General features: G+C 72.6%; 19 protein-coding genes. 13 read left to right on the top strand and 6 right to left on the bottom strand.

Translation table 11 applies throughout. The features are described from left to right. Positions 1–51 precede the first annotated feature (51 nt). Positions 52–2,628 carry an aminopeptidase N gene (gene pepN, locus GA0115234_RS16875; protein ID WP_093542480.1) on the top strand — a complete coding sequence of 859 codons (2,577 nt, stop codon included), beginning with the start codon at positions 52–54 and terminating at the stop codon, positions 2,626–2,628. Positions 2,629–2,784: 156 nt separating this feature from the next. On the opposite strand, the gene alc is transcribed toward pepN, so the two are convergent. From alc to GA0115234_RS16850, 5 genes are all read right to left on the bottom strand, one after another. Further along, entirely contained in the window at positions 2,785–3,924 is a 1,140-nt protein-coding gene (alc, locus tag GA0115234_RS16870; RefSeq protein WP_093542478.1) for an allantoicase, read from the bottom strand. A gap of 55 nt (positions 3,925–3,979) precedes the next feature. Next, positions 3,980–4,903, bottom strand: a complete 924-nt coding sequence (locus GA0115234_RS16865) for a LysR family transcriptional regulator (RefSeq protein WP_093542476.1) — start codon at positions 4,901–4,903, stop codon at positions 3,980–3,982. Positions 4,904–5,073: 170 nt separating this feature from the next. Beyond that, the gene (locus GA0115234_RS16860; protein WP_093542474.1) at positions 5,074–5,286 is read right to left on the bottom strand and encodes a hypothetical protein; all 213 of its coding nucleotides are present in this window, start codon (positions 5,284–5,286) and stop codon (positions 5,074–5,076) included. 85 nt (positions 5,287–5,371) lie between these two features. Then, a complete protein-coding gene (gene malQ, locus GA0115234_RS16855) occupies positions 5,372–7,582 on the bottom strand; it encodes a 4-alpha-glucanotransferase (RefSeq protein WP_093542472.1) in 2,211 nt (736 codons plus the stop codon). After that, positions 7,583–7,852 carry a hypothetical protein gene (locus GA0115234_RS16850; RefSeq protein ID WP_093542470.1) on the bottom strand — a complete coding sequence of 90 codons (270 nt, stop codon included), beginning with the start codon at positions 7,850–7,852 and terminating at the stop codon, positions 7,583–7,585. A 309-nt stretch (positions 7,853–8,161) separates the two neighbouring features. Here GA0115234_RS16850 and GA0115234_RS16845 point away from each other — a divergent pair, with 309 nt between their 5' ends. Next, positions 8,162–11,176 (top strand): beta-N-acetylglucosaminidase domain-containing protein, encoded by a 3,015-nt coding sequence (locus tag GA0115234_RS16845; RefSeq protein ID WP_093542468.1) that lies wholly within the window; start codon positions 8,162–8,164, stop codon positions 11,174–11,176. 46 nt (positions 11,177–11,222) lie between these two features. On the opposite strand, the gene GA0115234_RS16840 is transcribed toward GA0115234_RS16845, so the two are convergent. Next, on the bottom strand, positions 11,223–11,759 hold the full coding sequence (locus GA0115234_RS16840) for an HNH endonuclease (RefSeq protein ID WP_018552807.1): 537 nt from the start codon (positions 11,757–11,759) through the stop codon (positions 11,223–11,225). Between the two features lie 331 nt (positions 11,760–12,090). Here GA0115234_RS16840 and GA0115234_RS16835 point away from each other — a divergent pair, with 331 nt between their 5' ends. From GA0115234_RS16835 to GA0115234_RS16785, 11 genes are all read left to right on the top strand, one after another. After that, positions 12,091–13,155 (top strand): mechanosensitive ion channel family protein, encoded by a 1,065-nt coding sequence (locus GA0115234_RS16835; RefSeq protein ID WP_093542466.1) that lies wholly within the window; start codon positions 12,091–12,093, stop codon positions 13,153–13,155. Between the two features lie 219 nt (positions 13,156–13,374). After that, entirely contained in the window at positions 13,375–14,598 is a 1,224-nt protein-coding gene (locus GA0115234_RS16830) for an ROK family transcriptional regulator (RefSeq protein ID WP_093542464.1), read from the top strand. 62 nt (positions 14,599–14,660) lie between these two features. Then, positions 14,661–15,998: an ABC transporter substrate-binding protein gene (locus tag GA0115234_RS16825; RefSeq protein WP_093542462.1), complete on the top strand. Its 1,338-nt coding sequence runs from the start codon at positions 14,661–14,663 to the stop codon at positions 15,996–15,998. A gap of 7 nt (positions 15,999–16,005) precedes the next feature. Next, on the top strand, positions 16,006–16,947 hold the full coding sequence (locus GA0115234_RS16820; RefSeq protein WP_093542460.1) for a carbohydrate ABC transporter permease: 942 nt from the start codon (positions 16,006–16,008) through the stop codon (positions 16,945–16,947). Position 16,948: 1 nt separating this feature from the next. Beyond that, a complete protein-coding gene (locus GA0115234_RS16815; protein WP_093542459.1) occupies positions 16,949–17,851 on the top strand; it encodes a carbohydrate ABC transporter permease in 903 nt (300 codons plus the stop codon). Between the two features lie 3 nt (positions 17,852–17,854). After that, entirely contained in the window at positions 17,855–19,120 is a 1,266-nt protein-coding gene (locus tag GA0115234_RS16810; RefSeq protein WP_093542457.1) for a 6-phospho-beta-glucosidase, read from the top strand. Further along, on the top strand, positions 19,111–20,085 hold the full coding sequence (locus tag GA0115234_RS16805; protein ID WP_093542455.1) for an N-acetylglucosamine kinase: 975 nt from the start codon (positions 19,111–19,113) through the stop codon (positions 20,083–20,085). The genes GA0115234_RS16810 and GA0115234_RS16805 overlap by 10 nt, the downstream gene beginning before the upstream one ends. Before the next feature lie 349 nt (positions 20,086–20,434). Continuing rightward, complete coding sequence (locus GA0115234_RS16800; RefSeq protein ID WP_370804522.1) at positions 20,435–21,826, top strand: hypothetical protein; 1,392 nt, start codon at positions 20,435–20,437, stop codon at positions 21,824–21,826. Between the two features lie 11 nt (positions 21,827–21,837). After that, positions 21,838–22,911: a glutamate ABC transporter substrate-binding protein gene (locus GA0115234_RS16795; RefSeq protein ID WP_237541487.1), complete on the top strand. Its 1,074-nt coding sequence runs from the start codon at positions 21,838–21,840 to the stop codon at positions 22,909–22,911. A 106-nt stretch (positions 22,912–23,017) separates the two neighbouring features. Then, positions 23,018–24,343, top strand: a complete 1,326-nt coding sequence (locus GA0115234_RS16790; RefSeq protein WP_093542453.1) for a hypothetical protein — start codon at positions 23,018–23,020, stop codon at positions 24,341–24,343. A gap of 61 nt (positions 24,344–24,404) precedes the next feature. Further along, positions 24,405–25,947, top strand: a 1,543-nt coding sequence (locus GA0115234_RS16785; protein ID WP_161275606.1) for a serine/threonine protein kinase, incomplete at its 3' end; no start/stop codon positions are given.

Genomic DNA, 25,947 nt, shown 5'->3' with positions numbered 1-25,947 from the left:
GATGACGTGGAAGGATGACCGGAAAACATCGCATACCAAGGAGATGACCGCGTGCCTGGCACGAATCTGACCCGCGAAGAGGCACAGGAGCGGGCGCGCCTGCTGACCGTGGACGCGTACGAGATCGATCTCGACCTCTCCGGAGCGCAGGAGGGCGGCACCTACCGGTCCGTGACCACCGTGCGCTTCGACTCCGCCGAAGCCGGTGCGGAGACCTTCATCGACCTGATCGCCCCCGCCGTGCACGAGGTCGAGCTGAACGGCAAGGCGCTGGACGTCGCGGCCGTCTTCCGCGACTCGCGCATCGCGCTCCCGCACCTGGTCGCGGGCTCCAACGAGCTGAAGGTCGTCGCCGACTGCGCGTACACCAACACGGGCGAGGGCCTGCACCGCTTCGTCGACCCGGTCGACCAGCAGGCGTACCTCTACACCCAGTTCGAGGTGCCGGACGCGCGCCGGGTCTTCGCCAGCTTCGAGCAGCCGGACCTGAAGGCGACGTTCCGGTTCACCGTGAAGGCGCCGGCGGGCTGGACGGTCATCTCGAACTCGCCGACGCCCGAGCCCCGGGACGACGTCTGGTCCTTCGAGCCGACGCCCCGCATCTCGTCGTACATCACGGCCCTGATCGTCGGCCCGTACCACTCGGTGCACAGCAGCTACGAGAAGGACGGCCAGTCCGTCCCGCTCGGCATCTACTGCCGTCCGTCGCTGGCCGAGTTCCTCGACGCGGACGCGATCTTCGACGTCACCCGGCAGGGCTTCGACTGGTTCCAGGAGAAGTTCGACTACGACTACCCGTTCGCCAAGTACGACCAGCTGTTCGTCCCGGAGTTCAACGCCGGTGCGATGGAGAACGCGGGCGCGGTCACCATCCGCGACCAGTACGTGTTCCGCTCGAAGGTGACGGACGCGGCGTACGAGCGGCGTGCGGAGACCATCCTGCACGAGCTGGCGCACATGTGGTTCGGCGACCTCGTCACCATGGAGTGGTGGAACGACCTGTGGCTGAACGAGTCGTTCGCCACGTACACCTCGGTCGCCTGCCAGGCGTACGCCGAGGGCTCGAAGTGGCCGAACTCCTGGACCACGTTCGCCAACGTCGAGAAGACCTGGGCCTACCGCCAGGACCAGCTGCCGTCCACGCACCCGATCATGGCGGACATCCGTGATCTGGACGACGTGCTGGTCAACTTCGACGGGATCACCTACGCCAAGGGCGCCTCGGTCCTGAAGCAGCTGGTGGCGTACGTCGGCATGGACGCGTTCTTCAAGGGCGTCCAGGCGTACTTCAAGGCGCACGCGTTCGGCAACACCCGGCTGTCCGACCTGCTGGGCGCCCTGGAGGAGACCTCCGGCCGCGATCTGAAGACCTGGTCGAAGGCGTGGCTGGAGACGGCCGGCATCAACATCCTGCGCCCGGAGATCGAGACGGACGGGAACGGCCACGTCACCTCGTTCACCGTGCTCCAGGAGGCCCCGGCCCTCCCCGCCGGTGCGAAGGGCGAACCGACGCTGCGGCCGCACCGCATCGCGATCGGCTGCTACGACCTCGACACGGCCGGCAAGCTGGTCCGTACGGACCGCATCGAGCTGGACGTCGACGGCACGCACACGACCGTGCCGTTCCCGGCCGGTACCGCCCGCCCCGCCGTGATCCTGCTCAACGACGACGACCTCTCGTACGCGAAGGTCCGGCTCGACGAGGAGTCGCTGCGCGTCGTCACCGAGCACCTCGGCGACTTCACGGAGTCCCTCCCCCGCGCCCTGTGCTGGGCCTCGGCCTGGGACATGACCCGCGACGGCGAGCTGGCGGCCCGCGACTACCTCGCCCTGGTGCTCGCCGGCATCGGCAAGGAGACGGACATCGGCGTCGTCCAGTCGCTGCACCACCAGGTGAAGCTGGCGCTCGACCTGTACGCGGCGCCGGAGTGGCGCGAGGCCGGGCTGACCCAGTGGACCGAGGCCACCCTCGCGCACCTGCGCGCGGCGGAGCCGGGCAGCGACCACCAGCTGGCCTGGGCCCGCGCCTTCGCGGCGACGGCCCGCACCCCGCAGCAGACGGACCTGCTCCAGTCGCTGCTCGACGGCAAGGAGACGGTCGAGGGCCTGGCCGTCGACACGGAGCTGCGCTGGGCGTTCGTCGAGCGGCTCGCCGCCGCCGGTCTCCTCGAGGAGGACGAGATCGCCGCCGAGTACGAGCGCGACAGGACGGCGGCGGGCGAGCGCCACGCGGCGACCGCGCGGGCGGCCCGCCCCACCGAGGAGGCGAAGGCGGAGGCGTGGGCCTCGGTCGTCGAGTCCGACACGCTGCCGAACTCCCTCCAGGAGGCGGTCATCTCCGGCTTCGTCCAGACCGACCAGCGCGAACTGCTGGCCCCGTACGCGGAGAAGTTCTTCGCCGCGGTCAGGGGTGTCTGGGACTCGCGCAGCCACGAGATGGCGCAGCAGGTCGCGATCGGCCTCTACCCGACCCTCCAGGTCTCGCAGGCCACGCTGGACGCCACGGACGCCTGGCTGTCGGCGGCGGAGCCGGGCGCGGCCCTGCGCCGGCTGGTGTCGGAGTCCCGTTCGGGTGTCGAGCGCGCCCTGAAGGCCCAGGCCGCGGACGCGGCGGCGGCCACGGTGTGACGCACTGACCGGTGCGACAGGAAGGGGCGCCTCCCCCGGGGGCGCCCCTTCCCGTATGCGTGTGCCGGACGGCCCGAGCGCTGGAGACCCGCCCGTCGGGCGGGCGCGGACGCGCAGCCGTCCGACGGGCGGGAGCGGGGAGGGCCCGGGGTCCGGTCAGGCGCCGGACTCCTCGTAGCGGCGGGCCAGCTCGGCGGCGCCGGTCTCGGTCAGGCTGCCGTGCAGGCGCATACGGGCGACGCCGCCGTCCGGGAAGGCGTCGAGGCGGACGTGGGTGACGATCGCCTGGGCGCGGAGCGGGAAGCGGTGCGGGGTGTCCGGCTGGAGCCTGGTGCGGGGGATGATCTCGAACCACTCGCCGGTCTCGCCGTTGCGGCCCTGGAGGGCGATCCAGCCGGCCGCGTTGCCCTTGAGGTAGGCGGTGTCGATCTCGACCGCGCGGACCGCGCCCTGGGCGGGGAGGCGGAAGCGGACCCAGTCGTTGGTGTCGCGGACCCGGCGGCGGCGGTTCTCCCAGCCGTCGTCCATCTTGCGGGAGGTGCCGGGCAGGATGATCTGGGTCGGCGAGGAGTAGAAGCGGTCCGAGGCGTCCTCGTAGCTGCCGCCGTTCAGCACCGAGATCAGGTCGAACGTGCCGAGCGTGGCGAGCCAGGACGGGTCGGGGAGGACCTCGCCGTGGACGCGGAGGCGGGCGATGCCGCCGTCGGGGTGCTGGCACAGGCGTACGTGGGTGTAGCGGCGGCCGCCGGTGATCTCGAAGCCGTTGGCGGCGTGGCCGCGTACGGGGGTCGGCGGGATGATCTCCTCCCACTTCACGTCGTCGGCGAGGAGGTCGGCGGGGCTGGGCGAGCCCTGGACGGCGGTGGCCTGGATCGAGACGCGCTGCGGGTAGTTGCCGCGGAAGTGGGCCGTGTCGACGACGATGCCGCGGATGATGCCGGGGGCGCCGAGCCGGATCAGGGCCCAGTCGTGCTCGTCGGGGGCCGGGAAGGGGTGTTCGGCGTCGGCGCCGCGCCGACGGCGGGTCTCCCAGCCGTCCATGATCTTGCCCTTGTGGCCGAAGTGCTCGGGGTCGAAGGCCGCGCGCTCCCGGACCAGGAGGTTCTCGCGCTGGGCGAAGAACTCGTCGTTGGCGGCGATCACGCCCGCGCCGAGGCGGCGGTCGGCGAGGTCGACGAGCTCGGTGAAGGGCAGGTCGGTGGTGCGGTAGTCGGCGTACGGGTCACCACCGCCGTACGGGGCCGCGTCGTTGGCGTGGGGGTCCTCGTGGTGGTTCTCATTCTGGTCGAAGGTCATGCACCCACTGTCACGGTCCATGACCCATCAGGTCCATCGAAAGTTTTCGCACGGTTTATTCAGTTGAAGTGAACGATTCGGCCGTCGCGGTGAGCGCCGCGAGGACCCTGGCCACCGCGGGGCCCCGCTCGGCGCCCTGCCGTACCGCCGCCACCACATGGCGGCGCGGCTGGTCGGCGTCGAGGACGCGCATCACCACGCCGCCCCGGCCGCTCCGTTCCGCCGACGCCATGCGCGGGATCAGCGCCACCCCCATGCCCGCCTCGACCATGGCCAGGATCGCCGTCCAGCCGGAGGCGCTGTGCGCCTGCTCGGGCACGAATCCGGCGGCCTCGCACGCCGCCGTGGTGATCTGCGACCAGGGACCGGAGCCGCCGAAGATCCACCGGTCGCCGGAGAGGTCGGCCAGGCGGAGGGCGGGCGCGGCGGCGAGGCGGTGGTCCGTGGGCAGGGCGACGTCCAGCGGGTCCGCGAGCAGGGGCAGCACCACGAACCGGGGGTCGCGGGCGGTCGGGGCGTGCGCGGCGAGGGAGAGGGCGAGGTCGACGTCACCGGTGACCAGGAGTTCGTACGCCTGCGCGGCCTCCGCCTCCCGCACCCGCACATCGGGTCCCGGGCGGTCCTCGGCGCGCAGCCGCTGGATCGCCGGTACGACGAGGGCGGGTACGGCCGTGGAGAACGCCGCGATCCGCACCTCGCCGGCCTCGCCGCGCAGATAGCCGGTCAGCTCGGCGTCGGCGCGCTCCAGTTGGGCGAAGACGGCCTCGGCGTGGCGCAGCACGAGGTGCGCGGCGTCGGTGAGCCGGACGCGCCGGCCCTGGGCCTCCAGGAGCGGCACCCCGAGCTGTCGGGAGAGGCTGGAGAGCTGCTGCGAGACCGCGGAGGGCGTCATCAGCAGGGCCTGCGCGGTCGCGGTGACCGTGCCCCGGTCGCGCAGGGTGCGCAGGATGCGGAGCTTCTTGACGTCCCACTCGATCATGGCCGCAACCTACCCGGCGCCGGGGGCGGGGCGCCCGGTCGCGGACATGCGTGTGCGCCGCGCGGTACTCGGGGAGTACCTGCGGCGCACCCGGGACGAGCGTGCGGGTCCTGGACCTGCTTCTCGGACCTGTCGGGTCCCAGAGGCCTGCTTCTCGGACCCGTTGGGGCCTAGGCCTGCTTCTTGGACTTGTCCAGGACCATGACCAGGCCCGCGATGACCAGGAACAGGACGATGGGTGCCACGACGTAGAGGCCGATGGTCTCCATCGCGCTCAGGCCGGGCCCCGGGTCGTCACCGTCGTCGCGGGTGAGCGCGAGCGCGGGGGACGACATGAGCAGCATCATCAGCGTCGTTCCGGCCGCGACGGCGCCGGCGCGCATAGCGTTCTTCTTGTCCACGGTGCAAACGTAGCGAACGCCCGCGAGGGGCGCGCGCCCGGGGGTGCCGTACGGGGTCGGGGCGGGATCACGGGTGGGCGTGCGGGTGGTCGTGCGGAGGGGTTCCGGGGTCTGGTTCCGGGTGGTCCCCGGGCGGCCGGAAGACCTCCATCAGCCGGTGCAGGCGGGGTGCGGCGGTCAGTTCCTCCAGGGTGACCGGGTGGCCCTCCGCGTCGGCGACGGGCAGGCGCCAGTTGGGGTACTGGTCCCAGGTGCCGGGGAGGTTCTGCGGGCGGCGGTCGCCCAGCGCGTCGGGCAGCCAGACGCCGGTCAGGCGGGCGGGGGTGCGCAGCAGGAAGCGGTGCGCGGCGCGGACGGCGCCCTCCTCGTCGCCCTCGCCCTCGGGGAGCAGCCCGAGCCTGGCGAGATACCCCAGCCACTCGGCGGTGTCGGCGGCGTCGGCCGTCAGCTCCTGGTCGAGGGGGCGGGTGAGCAGGCCGAGGCGGTGGCGGAGCGTCACATGATCGCCGGTCAGCCGGGCGGCGGTGGACGGCAGATCGTGTGTGGTGACGGTGGCGAGGCAGCCCTCGCGCCACTCCTCGGGGGCCAGGGGGCGGCCGGTGCCGGACCAGTCCCGCTCGAACCAGAGGACGGAGGTGCCGAGCACACCGCGCCGGGCCAGCGCCTCGCGGACCCCCGGCTCGACCGTGCCGAGGTCCTCCCCCATGACGACCGCGCCGGCCCGGTGCGCCTCCAGGACGAGGACGGCGAGCATCGCCTCGGCGTCGTGGGTGACATAGGTGCCCTCGGTGGGCGGGCGCCCCTCGGGCACCCACCAGAGCCGGAACAGGCCCATGACGTGGTCGATGCGCAGGGCGCCCGCGTGGGCGAGGAGCCCGCGCAGCAGTCCGCGGTACGGGGCGTAGCCGGAGGCGGCGAGGACGTCCGGGCGCCACGGGGGCAGGCCCCAGTCCTGGCCGCGGGCGTTGAAGGCGTCCGGGGGCGCCCCGACGGACATGCCGTGCGCGAAGGCGTCCTGCTGGGCCCAGGCGTCGGCGCCGCCGGGGTGCACGCCGACGGCGAGGTCGTGGACGATGCCGACGGCCATGCCCGCGTCGAGGGCGGCGCGCTGGGCGGCGGCGAGCTGGCCGTCGGTCAGCCAGGCGAGCCGGCAGTGGAGGTCGACCCGGTCCAGCAGCGCGCCGCGGGCGCGGGCGGTCTCCTCGGAGCGGGGGTCGCGCAGCCCGGCGGGCCAGGAGTGCCAGTCGGAGCCGTGCACCTCGGCGAGGGCGCACCACAGGGCGTGGTCCTCCAGGGCCTGCCCCTGCTCGGCCAGGAAGTCGCAGTAGGCGGCGCGGCGGCCGGGGGTGAGGGGGACCTGCCGGACCAGTTCGAGCGCCTGGCGCTTGAGGTCCCAGACGGCGTCGCGGTCGATCAGGGCGCCCTTGTTGAGAACGGTGTCGCTGAGCGTCGCGGCGTCCTGCCGCAGGTCGTCGAGGGTGCCCCGGTCCGGCACGTGCCCGTACTCGGGGATGGACTCGATGTGCAGATGCACGGGGTCGGGGAAGCGGCGCGACGAGGGGCGGTACGGGGACGGGTCGGTGGGGCGGCCGGGCACGGCGGCGTGCAGCGGGTTGACCTGGACGAATCCGGCGCCGAGGGTGCGCCCGGACCAGGCGGCGAGGTCGGCGAGGTCCCCGAGGTCGCCCATGCCCCAGGAGCGGGCGGAGAGCAGGGAGTAGAGCTGGACGAGGAAGCCGTGGGCGCGGGCGGGCGGCCGGGGTGCCCGGGGCGGGGCGACGACGAGCGTGCCGGTCGCGGTCCGGCCGCCGGGCGCCCGTACGGCCAGCCGGTGCACCCCGAGCGGCGGCTCGGCCCACCAGGCGGGGAGCGGGGGCGCTCCCGCCCCCTCCGCGTCCGCCGGGTCCGTCCGCCCGGCGGCGCCCCAGGGCGAAACGGCCGGATCCGGCCGGTCGACAGGAACGCGCATCCGTGGGGGCGGGGCCTGAGCGGGGTCTTCGAGGGCGATCTCCAGCGTGGTGCCGGGCGGCAGGGCGGTCAGGGGCGCGGGCAGCGGCTCACCGGTCCACACCACCAGCGTCGGCGGGAGCAGCCGGGAGCGGGCCGCGGACTCGGCGGCGGCGAGCGATTCCCGTACCGCTTCGGGCGTGGTGGCGTCCACCCCGAGCGCGCCGAGCACGGCGACGACCGTGTCGTCGGGGACGGTCACCGTCACCTCGGCGGACGGGGAGTAGGAGGTGGCGACGCCGTGCAGTGCGGCGAGCCGGGACAAGCCCATTCAGACTCCTGGGAACTCCATGCCCCATGTGCCGCCGGACGCGGCCGGCTCGCTGGTCAGCGGGGCGTGTACGGCGAGCGGGGGTTCGCTGGTCAGGGGGGTGGCGTCGGCGAGCGGCGGCTCGCTGGTGAGGGGTATCGCGTCGGCGAGCGGCTGCTCGCTCGTCAGCGGGCCGGGCACGAGGGCCGGGAGCGCGTCGAACGGCGGGGCGGCGGGACCGGACGTCTGCTCGGGGAGGACGGGGAGCAGAAGCTTCGCGGCAGCGTGCATGGCGGCCTCCTGGCCGTGGGGAATCAGGACACAGCACGCCTACCCGGCGGGCTCGGCCACAGACATCGGCGTCATCACAACGAATTGAACGTGCCGAGGGTCACATTCCGTTCCCTCTGGGCCCGTTCTCCGTAAGTTGTCCGCTGATTTCGGCCATCCGGCGTCATCCTTGCCGTCCACCGCCCGGCCCACCGGCCCCCGCCCCGCCCGCGCCCTCGGGCATTTCCGGCACACCACCCGCGTGCATTGACACCCTCGCGCCCGGGTGGTGGGCTCGGAGCCCATCGGCGGTGACGAGGGAGACGAACGGTGCGGCTCAGGCGCGGAAAGCAGGCAACGGCCCTCGCGGTCGCCGTGCTCGGCGGGCTGCTCTCCGCGGGAGCGCCGGCCGCCGTCGCGGCCCCTTCGGACCCCGGCTCTCCCGCCCTCAGCACCCCCGACCGCACGGACGAGGCCGCGCCGCCCGCCGTATGGCCCCGCCCGCAGTCCATCGAGGCCGCCGGGGCGTCCGTACCGCTCTCCGCCGACGCCACCCTCGTCGCCGGTCCCGACGCCGATCCGTACACGGTCGAGGCGCTCCGGCGGATCCTGCGGGACGCGGGCGTGCGCACCGTCCACGGCGCCCTGCCCGGCCGCGGCCCGGTCATCACGCTCGGCGGCGACGGCGCCCGGGACGCGCTGCGCGCGCTGCGCGCCCCCGGGCGCGGCGATCTGCCGTCGGGGGGCTACCGGATCGCGGTCGGCCGGGTCGCGGGCCGGGACACCGTCGCGGTGGACGGCGTCGGCGAGGACGGCCTCTTCCACGGCGTGCAGACACTGCGTCAGCTGATCCGGGACGGGGGCGTCGCGGGCGTCGCCGTCAGGGACTGGCCGGGCGCCGCCGTGCGCGGGATGACCGAGGGTTTCTACGGGCAGCCGTGGACCCGCCAGGAGCGGCTGGCCCAGATCGGCTTCATGGGGCGCACCAAGCAGAACAGGTATCTGTACGCGGCGGGCGACGATCCCTACCGCCAGGCCCGCTGGCGCGAGCCGTATCCGGCCGGACGGCGCGCCGATTTCCGGGCGCTGGCCGAGCGGGCCCGCGCCGAGCACGTGACCCTCGGCTGGGCCGTCGCCCCCGGCCAGGCCATGTGCATGTCCTCGGCCGACGACGTGAAGGCGCTGACGGAGAAGCTCGACGCGATGTGGGCACTGGGCGTGCGGGCCTTCCAGTTGCAGTTCCAGGACGTCAGCTACAGCGAATGGCACTGCGACGCCGACGCCGACACCTTCGGCAGCGGCCCGCGGGCGGCGGCCCGCGCTCAGGCGCGGGTGGCCGGTGCGGTGGCGCGGCATCTCGCGGACCGGTATCCGGGCGCCCGGCCGCTGTCGGTGATGCCGACGGAGTTCTACCAGGACGGGTCCACCGACTACCGCACGGCGCTCGCCGGGGAGCTGGACGACCGGGTCCAGATCGCCTGGAGCGGTGTCGGGGTCGTGCCGAGGACCATCACCGGCGGGGAGCTGGCCGGTGCCCGCGCCGCGTTCGGGCACCCGCTGGTCACGATGGACAACTACCCGGTCAACGACTACGCCCGGGACCGGATCTTCCTCGGCCCGTACACCGGCCGGGACCCCGCGGTGGCCACGGGTTCCGCGGCGCTGCTCGCCAATGCGATGGAGCAGCCGTCCGCGTCCCGCGTTCCGCTCTTCACCGCCGCCGACTTCGCCTGGAACCCGAAGGGGTACCGGCCGCAGGAGTCCTGGCGGGCGGCGACCGACGATCTGGCGGGTGGTGACGCGCGCACCCGGGACGCGCTGCGCGCGCTGGCCGGGAACAGCACGGCGTCCGTGCTGGGCGGTGCCGAGTCCGGCTATCTGCGGCCGCTGCTGGCGGCGTTCTGGAAGTCCCGCGCGGCGCACGACGTCTCCGCGCGGGACGACGCGGCGCGCAGGCTGCGGGCGGCGTTCACCGTGATGCGGGAGACCCCGCAGCGGCTGAAGGGCCCGGCGGGCGGGCGTCTGGACGACGAAGTGCGGCCGTGGACCGAGCAGTTGTCCCGGTACGGCCGGGCGGGCGAGCTGGCCGTCGATCTGCTCCAGGCGCAGTCGCGCGGGGACGGCGACGCCGCCTGGCGGGCGTCACTGGCCCTGGAGCCGGTGCGCGGGGCCGCGAAGGCGGACGGCGCGACGGTCGGCAAGGGGGTCCTCGGCCCGTTCCTGGACCGGGTGCGCAAGGAGGCGGACGCCTGGACGGGCGCGGACCGCGGCGCCGGTTCGGTGACGAAGGCCCCGGGCAGCTACACCGTCCGGCTGGACCGGGCCCGCCCGGTGGAGACCGTGACGGCGATGACCCTGCCCGGTGGTGGCACGGTGGCCGGTGCGGCGCTGGAGGCCCATGTGCCGGGCGAGGGCTGGCGCCGCCTGGGCGCGTTGTCGGGCACCGGCTGGACCCAGACGGCGGCGAAGGGGCTGCGGGCCGACGCGATCCGGATCAGCTGGCCCACCGGCGGCCCGTCGATGCCCCCGGTCGTCACGGGCCCGGTGGCGCCGATGGCCCCGGGCGGCAGCGCCGCCCCGCACGCCCCGGTCCCGGCGCCCCGGGTGCACGCGCTGGTGCCCTGGTTCGGCGACGAGCCCGCGGCCCGGCTCGATCTCGCCCGCGGCGAGACGGACGCCGAGATCGGCGGCGGCCCGCAGCGGGTCGAGGCGCGCCTCGCCGCCCGCCGCCCCGCCGAGGTGCGGGGCACGCTCACCGCGAAGGCGCCCAAGGGCATCGAGGTGGACGTCCCGAAGCGGACGAGGGTGGCGCGCGGTTCCCGTACCGACGTCCCCGTCGAGATCACGGTCCCGGCGGGCACCCCGGCCGGGGAGTACGAGGTGCCGTTCAGCTTCGGCGACGAGCGCAGCACGCTCACCGTCCGGGCGTTCCCGCGCACCGCGGGCCCCGATCTGCTGCGCACCGCCACCGCGTCCTCGTCCGGCGACGAGACCCCGGACTTCCCGGCGGCGGCCGCCTCCGACGGCGATCCGGGCACCCGCTGGTCCTCCCCGGTCGAGGACGGCGCCTGGTGGCAGGCGGAGCTGCCGCGCACCGCCCGGATCGGCCAGGTGGTGCTGCGCTGGCAGGACGCGTACGCCGCGCGCTACCGCGTCCAGGTCTCCTCGGACGGCCGCGCCTGGCGCACGGCGGCGACCGTGCGGGAGGGCCGGGGCGGGCGCGAGTCGGTCCGGATGGACGCGAAGGACGTCCGCTTCCTGAGGGTCCGGGGCGAGGCCCGGGGCACCGGGTTCGGCTACTCGCTCTGGTCGGTGGAGGCGTACGCCGTCGCCGGGACGGAGTAACGGTCCGGGCCTTTTCCGCCACCGGGACGACGAAGGCCCGGATCTCTCAGGCTGAGATGCCGTCGATCCGGGCCATGGCGTCGTCCGCGCCGAACGGTTGCAAGTACGGCAGCCAGCGCGGGTCTCGGTGTCCCGTGCCGATGATCCGCCAGGCCAGGCCCGTCGGCGGGGCGGGTTGCTGGTGCAGCCGCCAGCCGAGCTCCGGCAGGTGCCGGTCCGCCTTGACGTGGTTGCAGCGGCGGCAGGCCGCCACCACGTTGTCCCAGGCGTGCTGTCCGCCGCGGCTGCGCGGAATCACGTGGTCGACGCTGGTCGCGGCGGCGCCGCAGTACATGCAGCGGCCCCCGTCCCGGGCGAACAGCGCCCTGCGGGTCAGCGGTACGGGTCCCCGGTAGGGAACGCGCACGAACCGCTTCAGGCGGACGACGCTGGGGGCCGGGACGGCCCGGGTGGCACTGTGCATGAAGGCGCCGGACTCCTCTAGGCAGATGGCCTTGTTTTCGAGGACGAGGACGAGCGCGCGGCGGAGCGGTACGACGCCGAGTGGCTCGTACGACGCGTTGAGAACCAGGACATGCGGCACGGCGGATGCCTCCTTGTACGCCGGCGGCGCGTGGCTCGCGCCGGGACGATCCGCTCTCAGTCTCTCCTCCTGCCTGGTCGAAGCGCCACCACGTGCGGGTAACGGGCCGGGAGGATTTTCTTCCCGGCGGGCGCCTCCCGGCCTTCGCGGCGGCGGCCGGGACCGCTGTGCGATCGGCCACAGGCGGCCGCCGACGACGCCGTCGCTCCACGGGTTCCCGCCCCCGGTACCCCTCCGTGAGGCGTGTCTCTCCTCGCGGTCGGAGCAACGGGGCACTCCCGCTGCCCCGTTAGTGTGGTTGGGCTGTCGTCGCCCATCTGGAGGTCCCGCCGTGTCCCTGTCCGCCCTGTTGGCCGCAGCCCCGTCACCCGAGCCCGGCAGCTCGTTCGACGAAGCCGCCAAGCAGGCCGGCGACGCCGCGGGCTGGGTGGAGGAGAACTGGTCCACCTGGCTGAACACCGGTCTGCGCATCATCCTCATCGCCGCGATCGCGATCGTGTTGCGCATAGCGATCCGGCGTGCTCTCACCAAACTCATAGAACGGATGAACCGCAGCGCCCAGGCGGTGGAGGGCACCGCGCTCGGCGGGCTGCTGGTCAACGCGGAACGCCGCCGCCAGCGCTCGGAGGCGATCGGTTCGGTCCTCCGCTCGGTCGCGTCGTTCCTGATCCTCGGCACGGCCGCGCTGATGATCCTGGGCGCGTTCCAGATCAACCTGGCCCCGCTGCTGGCCTCCGCCGGGGTGGCCGGGGTGGCGCTCGGTTTCGGCGCGCGCAACCTGGTCACCGACTTCCTCTCCGGCGTCTTCATGATCCTGGAGGACCAGTACGGCGTGGGCGACACCGTGGACGCGGGCGTCGCCTCCGGCGAGGTCATCGAGGTCGGCCTGCGGGTCACGAAGCTGCGCGGCGACAACGGGGAGATCTGGTACGTCCGCAACGGCGAGGTGAAGCGGATCGGCAACCTCAGCCAGGGCTGGTCGACGGCGGGCGTCGATGTGACGGTGCGCCCCACGGAGGACCTCGAAACGGTCCGTACGGTGATCGCCGAGGCCGCCGCCGCGATGGCCAAGGAGGACCCCTGGAACGAGCGGCTGTGGGGCCCGGTGGAGGTCCTGGGCCTGGACGCCGTGCTGCTGGACTCGATGACGGTCCGGCTGAGCGCGAAGACGATGCCGGGCAAGGCGCTGGGCGTGGAACGCGAGCTGCGCTGGCGGATCAAGCAGGCCTTCGACGAGGCGGGCATCCGCATCGTCGGCGGTGTCCCGGCCCAGGCGGACGAGCCCTCCAAGGCCGACCCCGCGGCCGGCATGGCCGCCCCTTCCGCCTACGCCTCGGCCACCTCGCCCCAGTCCCTGGCCACCGCCCCGATCACCCCGCCGAACATAGCGAAGTAGCACCCGCCGTACGCGCGTCCGGCGGGCCGGCGCGGACCCAACTCGGTTCGCCGGTGAACCGGTTGGGCATGCGTCACCATGGACCCGGATATTCCGGAAGTGTGCCAGGTAACGCTTTGGTTGCCACCGCGGCGCTGCCCATTGACGGCCAGGTGACGCGCGCATACGGTCCTCTCACCGAATAGGAAACTTTCCTAACAGAGGGCAGGTGCAGCGCTCATGGCCGGAACCACACCGGGTACGCCCCGCGTCCTGCGCGCCATGAACGACCGGGCCGCCCTCGATCTGCTGCTGGAGCACGGCCCCCTCTCGCGGACCAGGATCGGAAAGCTGACCGGGCTCTCCAAGCCCACCGCCTCCCAGCTGCTGGCACGGCTGGAGGCGGCCGGGCTGGTCGTCGCGACCGGGACCGTGGCCGGCCGGCCGGGGCCCAACGCCCAGCTGTACGGGGTGAACGCGCGCGCCGCCCATGTCGCGGGACTCGATGTGAACGCCCGCCGGATCGTCGCCGCCGTCGCCGATGTGACCGGGGAGACGGTCGGGCACTTCGAGCTGCGCACCCCCGGACGGCGTGCCGACAGCGTGGTGCGGCAGGTGGCGGAGGCGCTGGACGGGGCGGTGAAGGACGCCGGGCTCACCCGTTCCGATGTGCACCGGGTCGTCATCGGCACCCCGGGCGCCTTCGACCCCGGCACCGGACGGCTGCGGTACGCCTCGCACCTGCCGGGCTGGCACTCCCCCACGCTGCTGGAGGAGCTGGCCGCCTTCCTGCCGATGCCGGTGGAGTACGAGAACGACGTGAACCTGGTCGCGGTGGCCGAGCAGCGGGCGGGCGCGGCGCGCGGGCACGAGGACTTCGTCCTGCTGTGGAACGAGGAGGGGCTCGGTGCCGCCCTCGTCATCAACGGACGGCTGCACCGCGGCTTCACCGGTGGCGCGGGCGAGGTCGGTTTCCTGCCGGTGCCGGGCGCCCCGCTGGTCCGTCAGGTCACCAAGGTGAACGCGGGCGGCTTCCAGGAGCTGGCGGGTGCGCAGGTGCTGTCCCGGCTGGGCCGGAAGCTCGGCATCGACGACGAGCTGATCCGTTCCCCCGGTACCCACCACGAGGTCGCCGCCCGGCTGCTCGCCCGCGCCGCCGAGGCCGCCCAGGCGGGCGAGGACGGCCCGTACCCCCGGCTCCTCGATCTCTTCGCCACCGGCCTCGCGACCGGTCTCGCCTCCATGATCGCCGTGCTCGACCCGGAAGTCGTCGTGCTGTCCGGCGAGGTGATCGCGGCCGGCGGGGAGCCGCTGCGCTGCCGGGTGGCGTCCGAGCTCACCGAACTGGCGGCCTCCCGGCCCCGGCTGATCGCCGGGGAAGTGAAGCACCGCCCCGTACTGCGCGGCGCGTTGGAGAGCGCCCTCGCCACCACCCGTGACGAGGTCTTCGACACGTCCCGCTGACCCTTCTCGGCCCGCCCTCTTCCCTCCGTACCCCCGCCCCCATCCTTCACCGGGAGACCGCCATGTCCGGAAACCGCCGGAAGACGGCCGCCGCGTTCGCCGCGACCGCCGCCCTATCTCTGCTCGCCTCGGCCTGTACCGGCCAGAGCGACTCCGGTTCCAGTGATGACCCGTCCAAGGAGACGACCATCACGTTCTGGCACGGCTGGAACTCCCCGACCGAGGTCGCGGGCATCCAGGCGTCGGTGGACGCCTTCCAGAAGGCGCACCCCAACATCCATGTGAAGGTCGTCGGCGACATGACCGACGACAAGGTCAACCAGGCGCTGCGGGCGGGCGGTTCGAACGCCCCGGACGTCGTCTCGTCGTTCACCACGAACAACGTCGGCAAGTTCTGTTCGTCGAAGGCGTTCACCGACCTCAACCCCTTCCTGAAGAAGGACGGGATCGACCCGGACAAGACCTTCCCGAAGGCGATGAACGAGTACACCCAGTTCAACGGGGTGCGCTGCACCGTGCCGCTGCTCGGTGACGCGTACGGCCTCTACTACAACAAGGACGCCTTCGAGAAGGCCGGGATCACGAGGCCGCCGAGGACCTGGTCGGAGCTGGCCGAGGACGCCAAGAAGCTGACGAAGACCAAGGGCGACTCGTACGAGCGGCTCGGTTTCATGCCGAACTACCACGGCTACGAGACGACGACCGAGCACTACCTCGGCGCCTGGGACCCGAAGTACTTCGACGCGGACGGCAAGTCGAACATCGCCAAGGACCCCTCGTTCGCCGCCATGCTCACGACCCAGAAGAAGCTGGTCGACGACCTGGGCGGCTACGAGAAGCTGGAGAAGTACCGCACGTCCTTCGGTGACGAGTGGGGTGCCAAGCACCCGTTCCACACCGGCCAGGTGGCGATGCAGCTGGACGGCGAGTGGCGGCTCGGGATGGCCGAGGCGACCAAGCCGAAGTTCGAGATCGGCGTCGCCCCGATGCCCGTCGCCGACGACGAGGCCGACACCTGGGGCAAGGGCTATCTGACCGGCACCATCGCCGGTATCGCCGCCACCTCGAAGAAGCAGAACGCGGCCTGGGAGCTGGTGAAGTTCATGACGACCGACACCGACGCCGTGGTGAACTTCGCCAACGCCATCCACAACGTGCCGTCCACCCTGGCGGCGCTGAAGTCGCCGAAGCTGAAGTACGACCCGCGGTTCAAGACCTTCCTGGACATCGCCGCGAACCCGAAGAGCACCACCACCCCGCCCTCGGTGAACGGCGGCGCCTACCTGACCTCCCTGCAGAACCTCGGATTCGACATCGAGAAGGGCAAGCAGAAGGACGTCAAGGCGGGCCTGGAGAACACCGCCAAGGAAATCGACGCGGCGATCGCACAGGCGAAGTAGAACCGCGATGACCACCTACACACTCCGTGCGAAGCGCCGCCGGTCGGCGCTGCGGACAGCGGCCTTCATGTCACCGTGGCTGATCGGGTTCTGCGTCTTCTTCGCCTACCCGCTGATCTCCACCGTCTACTTCTCCTTCACCTCGTACGACGGTTTCACGGCTCCCGAGTTCAGCGGGCTGAAGAACTGGGCGTTCGTCTTCAACGACTACCCGCTGTTCTGGCCGGCGCTGCGCAACACGCTCTGGCTGGTCGTGGTCATGGTCACCTGCCGGGTGGTGTTCGGCCTCGGTGTCGGGCTGCTGATCACCCGCATCAAGACGGGCGCCGGGGTCTTCCGCACCCTGTTCTACCTGCCGTACCTGGCCCCGCCGGTCGCGGCGACGCTCGGCTTCGTCTTCCTGCTCAACCCCGGGACCGGGCCGGTCAATTCGATCCTCGGCGAGCTGGGGCTCCCCACGCCCGGCTGGTTCACCGACGCCGCCTGGTCCAAGCCGGCCCTGACCGCGCTCGCGGTGTGGGGGGTGGGCGACCTGATGGTGATCTTCATGGCCGCCCTGCTGGACGTGCCGAAGGAACAGTACGAGGCGGCGGAACTGGACGGGGCGACCGCGTTCCAGCGGTTCCGCTTCGTCACCCTGCCGAACATCTCGCCGATCATCATGTTCGCGGTGGTCACCGGGATCATCCAGACGATGCAGTACTACACCCAGCCATTCGTGGCCGGGAAGGTCGCCTCGGGTGTGATGGGCGGCTCCGGGCAGCAGTTCGAACCGGGCTATCCCGACAAGTCGACACTGACGCTTCCGCAGGTCGTCTACAACCTCGGCTTCCAGCGCTTCGACTACGGCTCCGCCTGCGTGGTCGCGCTCGTTCTCTTCGTACTCGCCATGGCGTTCACCACACTGCTGATGCGACGCCGCAGCGGACTGATCCAGGCAGGTGAGTGACGTGGCGCAGGTACTCGACGCCGTCAAGGAAGCCGACCCCGCGACCGGCGCGGTCACCCCGGCCGAACGCACGGCGCGCCGCAAGTCGCTGCTGAACTGGATCGCCGTGCACTCACTCGGGGTCGCCGCCGCGCTCTTCTTCGTGCTGCCGTTCGTCTTCCTGGTGCTCACCTCGCTGATGAACGGCCAGCAGGCGCTGACCCGCGATCTGTGGCCGCACCCCTTCGAGTGGAGCAACTACCAGCGGGTCTTCGACACCGACGGCTTTCTGACCTGGTGGAAGAACACCCTGCTGTACGCGGGGCTCGGCACCGTCCTCACGGTCGTCTCCTCGCTGCCCGTGGCGTACGCGCTCGCCAAGTTCCGCTTCCGCGGCCGGCATCTGTCGCTGATGCTGGTTATCTCGATGATGATGCTGCCGCCGCAGGTCGTCGTCATCCCGATGTACCTGTTCTGGGCGAAGCAGCTGGACCTGTCCGGCACGCTCTGGCCGCTGATCATCCCGATGGCCTTCGGCGACGCGTTCTCCATCTTCCTGCTGCGGCAGTTCCTGCTGACCATCCCGAACGAGTACCTCGACGCGGCGAAGGTCGACGGCTGCGGCGAGCTGCGCACCCTGCTCAAGGTCGTCGTGCCGATGGCCAAGCCGGGCATCGCCGCCGTGGCCCTCTTCCAGTTCTTCTACGCCTGGAACGACTACTTCGGCCCGCAGATCTACGCCTCGGAGAACCCGGCCGCCTGGACGCTCAGCTACGGCCTGGAGTCCTTCAAGAGCGCACACCACACCGACTGGAACCTGACCATGGCCGCGACCGTACTGGTCATGGCCCCCGTGATCCTCGTCTTCTTCTTCGCCCAGAAGGCGTTCGTCGAGGGCGTCACACTGACCGGAGTAAAGGGCTGACCTATGAAGCTGGCAGTAGTTGGTGGCGGGTCCACCTACACACCTGAACTGATCGACGGCTTCGCCCGGCTGCGGGACACGCTGCCCATCGAGGAGCTGGTGCTCGTCGACCCGGCGGCCGACCGCCTGGAGCTCGTCGGCGGCCTCGCCCGGCGGATCTTCGCCAAGCAGGGCCACCCGGGGCGGATCGTCACCACCTCGGACCTCGACGCGGGCGTCGCCGACGCCGACGCCGTCCTGCTGCAGCTGCGCGTCGGCGGCCAGGCCGCCCGCAACCAGGACGAGACCTGGCCGCTGGAGTGCGGCTGCATCGGCCAGGAGACCACCGGCGCCGGCGGCCTCGCCAAGGCGATGCGCACCGTGCCGGTCGTCCTGGACATCGCCGAGCGGGTCCGCCGGACCAACCCGGACGCCTGGATCATCGACTTCACCAACCCGGTGGGCATCGTCACCCGGGCACTGCTCCAGGCCGGCCACAAGGCCGTCGGCCTGTGCAACGTGGCGATCGGCTTCCAGCGGAAGTTCGCCCGGCTGCTCGACGTCACCCCGGCCGAGGTCCACCTCGACCACGTCGGGCTCAACCACCTGACCTGGGAACTCGGGGTACGTCTCGGCGGCCCGGACGGCGAGAACGTCCTGCCGAAGCTGCTCGCCGAGCACGGCGACGCGATCGCGGACGACCTGCGCATGCCCCGGGCCATCACCGACCGCCTCGGCGTCGTCCCCTCGTACTACCTGCGTTACTTCTACGCGCACGACGCGGTCGTGCGGGAGCTCGGCACCAAGCCGTCCCGGGCGTCCGAGGTCGCCGCGATGGAGCGGGAACTCCTCGCCATGTACGGCGATCCGGCGCTGGACGAGAAGCCCGCGCTGCTCGCCAAGCGCGGCGGCGCCTTCTACTCGGAGGCGGCCGTGGACCTGGCGTCCTCGCTGCTCGGCTCGGGCGGCTCCGCGGTGCAGGTGGTCAACACGTACAACAAGGGCACGCTGCCGTTCCTGCCGGACGACGCGGTGATCGAGGTGCAGGCCCGGGTCGACGGCACGGGTGCGACGCCGCTCGCCGTTCCCGCGCTGGACCCGCTGTACGCCGGTCTGATCGCCAACGTGACGGCGTACGAGGACCTCGCCCTGGAGGCCGCGCTCCGCGGGGGGCGCGACCGGGTGTTCAAGGCGCTGCTCGCGCACCCGCTGATCGGCCAGTTCGAGTACGCCGAGGCGCTCACCGACAAGCTGATCGCGCACAACCGGGAGCACCTGGCGTGGGCGTGAACGCTTCGGTCCTCGCGATCGACGCGGGGAACAGCAAGACCGACGTGGCACTGATCGGTGCGGACGGGACGGTGCTCTCGACGGCCCGCGGCGGTGGCTTCCAGCCGCCGGCCGTGGGTGTCGAGACGGCCGTCGACGTCCTGGGCGCGGCCGTCGACCGGGCGCTGGAGCTCGCCGGCGGGGCGGCCGGTCCGGTCGCGCACGTGTCCGCCTGTCTCGCCAACGCCGACCTCCCGGTGGAGGAGGAGCAATTGGCCGCGGCGCTGCGCGCGCGGGGCTGGGGCGACACCGTCGAGGTGCGCAACGACACCTTCGCGATACTGCGCGCGGGGGTGGACGAGCCGCGTGGTGTGGCCGTGGTCTGCGGTGCGGGGATCAACTGTGTCGGCATGGTGCCGGACGGGCGGACCGCGCGGTTCCCCGCCATAGGCCGGATATCCGGTGACTGGGGCGGCGGCGCCGGGCTGGCCGAGGAGGCCATGTGGTTCGCCGCGCGGGCGGAGGACGGCCGCGGCGGTCCGACCGAGCTGGCCCGCACGCTGCCCGCGCACTTCGGGCTGGGCTCGATGTACGCGCTGATCGAGGCGCTGCACCTGGGCCGGATCGAGTTCGAGCGGCGCCACGAGCTGGCTCCGGTGCTCTTCGCGACCGCGGCGGCCGGGGACCCGGTGGCGGGCTCTCTGGTGGAGCGGCTGGCGGAGGAGGTCGTCGCGATGGCGTCGGTCGCGCTGGGCAGGCTGGACCTGCTGGACGAGGAGGCGCCGGTGGTGCTGGGCGGCAGTGTGCTGGCGGCCCGTCACCCGCAGCTGGACGCGGAACTCACCGGGCGCCTCGCGGCACGTGCCCCGAAGGCGGTGCTCCGGGTGGTGACCCAGCCGCCGGTGCTGGGGGCCGCGCTGCTCGGCCTGGACCGCACGGGCGCGCCCGCCGCGGTCCATGAGAGGCTGCGCGCGCAGTACAACTGACATGCCGTGATCCGCCGGGGCTGTCCGGCGGGATCGGGGCCGGACCGGTCCGAGGGGCGTTCCACGGCGATTTCGCGCCGTGGGACGCCCCTCGCGCACGGGAACCGTTCAGTTGTCCCGGACGTGTTCATGAGTGGGGAGATCGGCCCGCTCCGGGTACTGGTCCGCCGATCGGCTTGATCGGCGGCGCATGCCTTGATCGAATGCGTGTGAGGGCATCCGCGGGCCGGTGCAGGATCCGGACGTTCACGGTGTGGATGTCGGTCCCTGCGGCCATACTTCATGGCCGGGCACCAGTCCCCGATCGGCCGGGGGCCGGGCCACCGTCAGTGACCGAGGGGGAGGTCGAGTGACATACCCGCCGAATGTGCGCACGGCGCCGGAACACGAGCGGGCACAGCCGCCCGTGCCCACGGCCGTACCCGCTCCGCCGCAGCGCGGCGCGCTGTCCGTGACGGCCGACAAGGTGCGGGCCGCGGCCACCACCGAGCCGGGCCGCCTCCAGATCATCGGGGCCGTACTGGCCCTGCTCGTCGTGGCGTTCGGGGCCGTGACGGCGTTCGAGATCGCCGACCGGGCGTCCGCCGCCGACGACGTGGTGGGCCGCAGCCAGCCGCTGAGCGCCGACGCGGCGGCCGTCTACCGCTCGCTGGCGGACGCCGACACCGCGGCGGCGAGCGGCTTCCTGGCCGGGGCGCAGGAGCCGCGTGACATCCACGACCGGTACGAGAAGGACATCCGGGAGGCGTCCCGCCTCCTGGTGAAGGCCGCCGCCAACACGGACGCGTCGACGGAGTCCGGCCACGAGATCACCACGCTCAACGAGGAACTCCCCCGGTACACCGGCCTGATCGAGCGGGCCCGCGCCAACAACCGGCAGGGCCTGCCGCTGGGCGGCGCCTACATCCGGTACGCCAACCAGCGGATGAGCAAGGTGCTGCTGCCGGCCGCCGAGCGGCTGTACGCGGCGGAGACCGGCCGGCTCGGCGAGGACAGTGACGCGGCGCGGGCCCGGCCGTTCTTCTCGCTCGCGCTCGGAGTCGTGGCGCTGGCCGCGCTGTTCTGGGCGCAGCGGCGCAACTACCGCAGGACGAACCGGGTGTTCAACCACGGGCTGCTCGTAGCGACCGCGGCCTCCACCGTGGTGCTGCTGTGGCTGGCCGTGGGACACACGGTGGCCCGGTCCGAGCTGCATGGTGCCGATGTGAACGGGCAGCAGTCCCTCGATGTCCTCAACCACGCGCGGATCGACTCGCTGAAGGCGCGCGCCAATGAGAACCTCACCCTGGTCGCCCGCGGCGCCGTGCTCACCGCGGACGGCAGGAACGACAAGTACGAGACCGACTACAACGCGGACATGAAGGCCCTCGGCGAAGAGCTGAAGAAGGCCGGGCGGCTGGCCGACGACACCCCCGGGAGCGACCCGGTGGCGAAGGCCGTCGACGCCGTCTCCGAGTGGCAGGGCCGCCACCGGACCGCACGCACGGCCGACGACGGCGGCGACTACGAGGGTGCGCGGGCGCAGATCATCGGGCCGGAGGACTCGACGGGTGAGTCCTTCGAGCGGGTGGACGACGCGCTGGAGCGGGCGCTCGCCCATGAGCAGGACGAGTTCACCCGGGCCGCGAAGGACGGGCGCGGGGCGCTGGGCGGGCTGCCGATCGGGGCCGCCGCGCTGGCCGCGCTGGGCGCCGTGGCCGCGATCGTAGGAGTCAACCGCAGGCTCTCGGAGTACCGGTGAGAGGAGGAGCGATGATCAGGAAGCGCATGGGCGCGAGGGCCGGTGCGGGCCCCGGGTCCATTCGCCGCGGGCTGCGCGGCTGGGGCGGGGTGACGGGCATGGCCGTGGCCTGTGCGGTGACGGCGGCGGTCGCCCTGCTGCCGCTCTCCCACAACGGCACCGAGGTCCTCGGCCAGGGCGCCTCAAGGCCTGGTGCGGCCCAGGCGGTGCAGACCAGGGCCGACGGCTGCACGGACCCGGAGGCGAGTCTCCCGCCGTCGTCCGGCAGCGGGCCGAACATCGAGAAGATCAAGCGGCGCGGAAAGCTGATCGCGGGCGTCGACCAGAACAGCTTCAGCTGGGGATACCGCAATCCGGCGGCCGGCCGGGGCAAGGACGGGCTCGAAGGGTTCGACATCGATCTGGTGCGGGCCATCGCCGAGAACATCCTGGGCGACCGCGACGCGGTGATCTTCCGGGCCATCCCCACCAACCAGCGGATCGCCGCCCTGGAGAACGACAAGGTCGACGTCGTCGTCCGGACGATGACCATCAACTGCGCCCGGCTGAAGCAGGTCTCGTTCTCCACCGCCTACTTCCAGGCCGGGCAGCAGGTCCTCGCGCCGAAGGACTCGACGATCACCGGGTACGACAGGTCCCTGGCCGGCAAGCGGGTCTGCACCGCCGAGGGCTCCACCGCCTACGAGGCGCTGGAGAAGCGGTCGTACGGCGCGGTCTTCAAGGACCCGCACGACGGCACCGAGGCGGACGAGGACCAGCTCACCGTCCCCAACCAGCTGGACTGCCTGGTGCGGCTCCAGCTGGACGAGGTCGACGCGGTGGTCACGGACAACGCGCTGGCGGCCGGTCAGGCGGCCCAGGACCCGGCGGTCGAGCTCAAGGGCGACAAGCCGTTCACCACCGAGTACTACGGCGTGGCGGCGAAGCTCGGTGCCGACGACCTGGTGGCCCGGGTCAACCAGGTGCTGGCCGACTACCGCAGCGGTGGCGCGAACAGCCGCTGGATGCAGTCGTACAAGCACTGGCTGGAGGCCGGTCTGCCGGGGATCAAGGCACCGCCGGCCCCCAAGTACCGGAGCGACTGACAAGCCGGGCCGGCCAGGGGCGCGACGGAGCGGACCCGGCCGGAGAGAGACAGTGGTACTGATCCTGCCGGGGCCCGTCCCGGCAGGAAGAGCGGAGAGGTGATCGATGGGCGTCGCGGGCCCCTTCCCCGGCCAGGCGGCCGGGCCCCCCGTCCCGGTCATGGACCGGGACGAGGCGGACCGTGCGCTGGCCCGGCTCGGCGCGGAGCACGAGGCGATCGAGACCTCGCTCCTCGCCCTCCAGGACCACGCCGGCCGCCGACTCCTGGAGGGCGCCGGGCTGACCGGCCTCACCAGGGAGCGCTGGGCATCGACCGACCAGTCGATCACCCTGCTGTGGGGGTATTTCGACGCCTATACGGGGGCGCTCGCCCAGGCCCGTACGGTGCGGGCCCGCCGCCGCTATCCCAACCGGGACGATCTGGTGGCCCTCACCGAGCTGCTGCGCGGCCAGGGGGTCACCGTGGCGCACGCCGCGGCCCGCCCCGATCCGTCGATCACCGGTCCCGCCAAGCTCTCCGAGCGGTTCACGCTGGAGGAGCTGGTCGCCCGGATGAACGAGCTGTACGCCCGCTCGCTGGACATGGTCGTCGCCTCCGACTCCGTATGGTCCGCGCTGCCCGCCCGGATAGACCTGCTCGCCGCCGAGCTGCAACGCACCCGCTCGCTGGCGCGCTCCGTGGGGGTGCGGCCCGGTGAGCACCCGTCCGGCGACGACCTGGAGGCGATCACCCACGAACTGGCCACGCTGCGCGTGCAGGTGATCTCCGATCCGCTCGCGTTCTGGCTGCCGGGACCGGGCAGTTCGGCGCCCGGCGGCGGCCGCCCCGACACGGCGCGCTACGACCGGGCGGCCCGCGCCCTGGAAGAGGTGCGCCGCGAGATCGAGGCGGTGCTCGCCGTCCGGCAGGACGCCGAGCAGCGTCTGGTCCAGCTGCGCGACGTGCTCTCCCGGGCGGACCGCACCCTGACCGAGGCCCGGTCGGCGCGCGGCGAGGTGCTGGCGAAGATCGCGGCCTCCGAGGTGCCCGCGGTCAGCGGCCCGGCGACCGTGCTCCAGGAGCGGCTGGCCGCCGCCTCGGAGTACCGCAGGCATGCCCAGTGGCACCGGCTGTCCCCGCTCCTGGAGACGCTGGAGCGGGAGGCCGAGGAGGAACTGCTGCGGGCCCGCGAGTCGTTGACCGCGGTCACGGCCCCGCTGGCGGTGCGGGCGGAGCTGCGCGGCAGGCTCGACGCGTACAAGGCGAAGGTCGCCCGGCACGGTCTGGCCGAGGACCCGCTGCTGATCGAGCGGTACGACGCGGCGCGCCGGATGCTGTGGAGTGCGCCGTGCGATCTGCGGGTCGCCGGACAGGCGGTGCTGCGCTACCAGGAGGCGGCGGCCGAACTGCTCTCCCAGCTCCGGACACCGGGGCCGGAGGACCGGCGATGATCACAGGGGTACGCAAGGTGGAAGGGCCGCTGCGGCGGCGGGGCGACCAGGGGGACCGACCATGAGTACGCAGTGCCAGCGCCCCGCGTGCGAGGGCAGTTACGAGGACATGGGCGGCGGTGAGCTCTACTGCGACACCTGCGGTCTGGCCCCGGTCGTGTCGCCGAACGGCTTGGTGAGCTCGCCGCCCACCGGGATCGCGGGCGGCGGCGCGAACAGCCGGGGCAGCACGAGCGGTTCGGGTTCCTCGTCCCGGGCCTCCTCGCGTTCGTCCCGCTCGTCGCGCTCGTCGACCTCCCGGCGTTCGGTGTCGGGGCGGCTCTCGCGTTCGCTGTCCGGCACCTCCACCTCCCCCTCGGTCTCGGTGCGTTCCTCCGGTTCGTCCTCGGGCGCCTCCGCCCGGGGCAGGCTGGGCGTGGGCCTGGTGCAGGTGCCGGACGTGCCGCGTCCCGACCCGCGCTCGGCGGTGATGGAGAACCCGGAGGTGCCGGAGCGGAAGCGATTCTGTTCGCGTTCCGACTGCGGGGCCCCGGTCGGCCGCTCCCGCGGTGAACGGCTGGGCCGCACGGAGGGGTTCTGCACCAAGTGCGGCCACCCCTACTCGTTCGTGCCCAAGCTCCACGCGGGCGACATCGTGCACGGCCAGTACGAGGTCGCCGGATGTCTGGCGCACGGCGGGCTCGGCTGGGTCTATCTCGCGGTCGACCGCGCGGTCTCCGACCGCTGGGTGGTGCTCAAGGGCCTGCTCGACACCGGTGACCAGGACGCCATGGCGGCCGCGATCTCCGAGCGCCGCTTCCTCGCCGAGATCGAGCACTCCAACATCGTCCGGATCTACAACTTCGTCGAGCACCTCGACCAGCGCACCGGCTCGCTCGACGGCTACATAGTCATGGAGTACGTCGGGGGCAAGGCGCTCAAGGACATCGCCAACGAGCGCCGCACCGCCGCCGGGAAGCGCGACCCGCTGCCGGTCGAGCAGGCGTGCGCGTACGGCATCGAGGCGCTGGAGGCGCTCGGCCATCTGCACAGCCGCAACCTGCTGTACTGCGACTTCAAGGTCGACAACGCGATCCAGACCGAGGACCAGCTGAAGCTGATCGACATGGGCGCCGTCCGCAGGATGGACGACGACGAGTCGGCCATCTACGGCACGGTGGGGTACCAGGCGCCGGAGGTCGCGGAGGTCGGTCCTTCGGTCGCCTCCGACCTGTACACGGTCGCGCGGACGCTCGCGGTGCTCACCTTCGACTTCCAGGGCTACACCAACGTCTTCGTGGACTCGCTGCCGGACCCGGACAACATCGAGGTGTTCCGGACCTACGAGTCGTTCTACCGGCTGCTGGTGCGGGCCACCGACCCGGATCCGGCGCGGCGGTTCGCCTCGGCGGCGGAGATGGCGGAGCAGCTGACGGGTGTGCTGCGCGAGGTGGTGTCGTTGCAGACGGGGCGGCCGCGCCCGGCGCTGTCGACGCTGTTCGGCACCGAGATCCGGGTCACGGACACGCAGCTGTTCCCCGAGCTGGTGGGCGATGTGTCGCGGCTGGGGGCCCGGCCCACCACCCCGGTGCCGTCCGGCCGCTTCGGGCGGCGGCGCGGCGGGG

This window comes from Streptomyces sp. DvalAA-43 (assembly GCF_900091725.1).
Lineage (GTDB): Bacteria > Actinomycetota > Actinomycetes > Streptomycetales > Streptomycetaceae > Streptomyces > Streptomyces pulveraceus.
This window is presented reverse-complemented; position numbering and strand designations above follow the sequence as displayed.

What these genes read in the sequence shown, in the direction of transcription:
- GA0115234_RS16810 (WP_093542457.1), top strand. Translation starts at nt 17,855, where the DNA reads ATGAAGCTGGCAGTAGTTGGTGGCGGGTCCACCTACACACCTGAACTG.
- GA0115234_RS16820 (WP_093542460.1), top strand. Translation starts at nt 16,006, where the DNA reads ATGACCACCTACACACTCCGTGCGAAGCGCCGCCGGTCGGCGCTGCGG.
- GA0115234_RS16850 (WP_093542470.1), bottom strand. Translation starts at nt 7,852, where the DNA reads ATGCACGCTGCCGCGAAGCTTCTGCTCCCCGTCCTCCCCGAGCAGACG.
- GA0115234_RS16795 (WP_237541487.1), top strand. Translation starts at nt 21,838, where the DNA reads ATGATCAGGAAGCGCATGGGCGCGAGGGCCGGTGCGGGCCCCGGGTCC.
- GA0115234_RS16790 (WP_093542453.1), top strand. Translation starts at nt 23,018, where the DNA reads ATGGGCGTCGCGGGCCCCTTCCCCGGCCAGGCGGCCGGGCCCCCCGTC.
- GA0115234_RS16860 (WP_093542474.1), bottom strand. Translation starts at nt 5,286, where the DNA reads ATGCGCGCCGGCGCCGTCGCGGCCGGAACGACGCTGATGATGCTGCTC.
- alc (WP_093542478.1), bottom strand. Translation starts at nt 3,924, where the DNA reads ATGACCTTCGACCAGAATGAGAACCACCACGAGGACCCCCACGCCAAC.
- GA0115234_RS16830 (WP_093542464.1), top strand. Translation starts at nt 13,375, where the DNA reads ATGGCCGGAACCACACCGGGTACGCCCCGCGTCCTGCGCGCCATGAAC.
- GA0115234_RS16865 (WP_093542476.1), bottom strand. Translation starts at nt 4,903, where the DNA reads ATGATCGAGTGGGACGTCAAGAAGCTCCGCATCCTGCGCACCCTGCGC.
- malQ (WP_093542472.1), bottom strand. Translation starts at nt 7,582, where the DNA reads ATGGGCTTGTCCCGGCTCGCCGCACTGCACGGCGTCGCCACCTCCTAC.
- GA0115234_RS16825 (WP_093542462.1), top strand. Translation starts at nt 14,661, where the DNA reads ATGTCCGGAAACCGCCGGAAGACGGCCGCCGCGTTCGCCGCGACCGCC.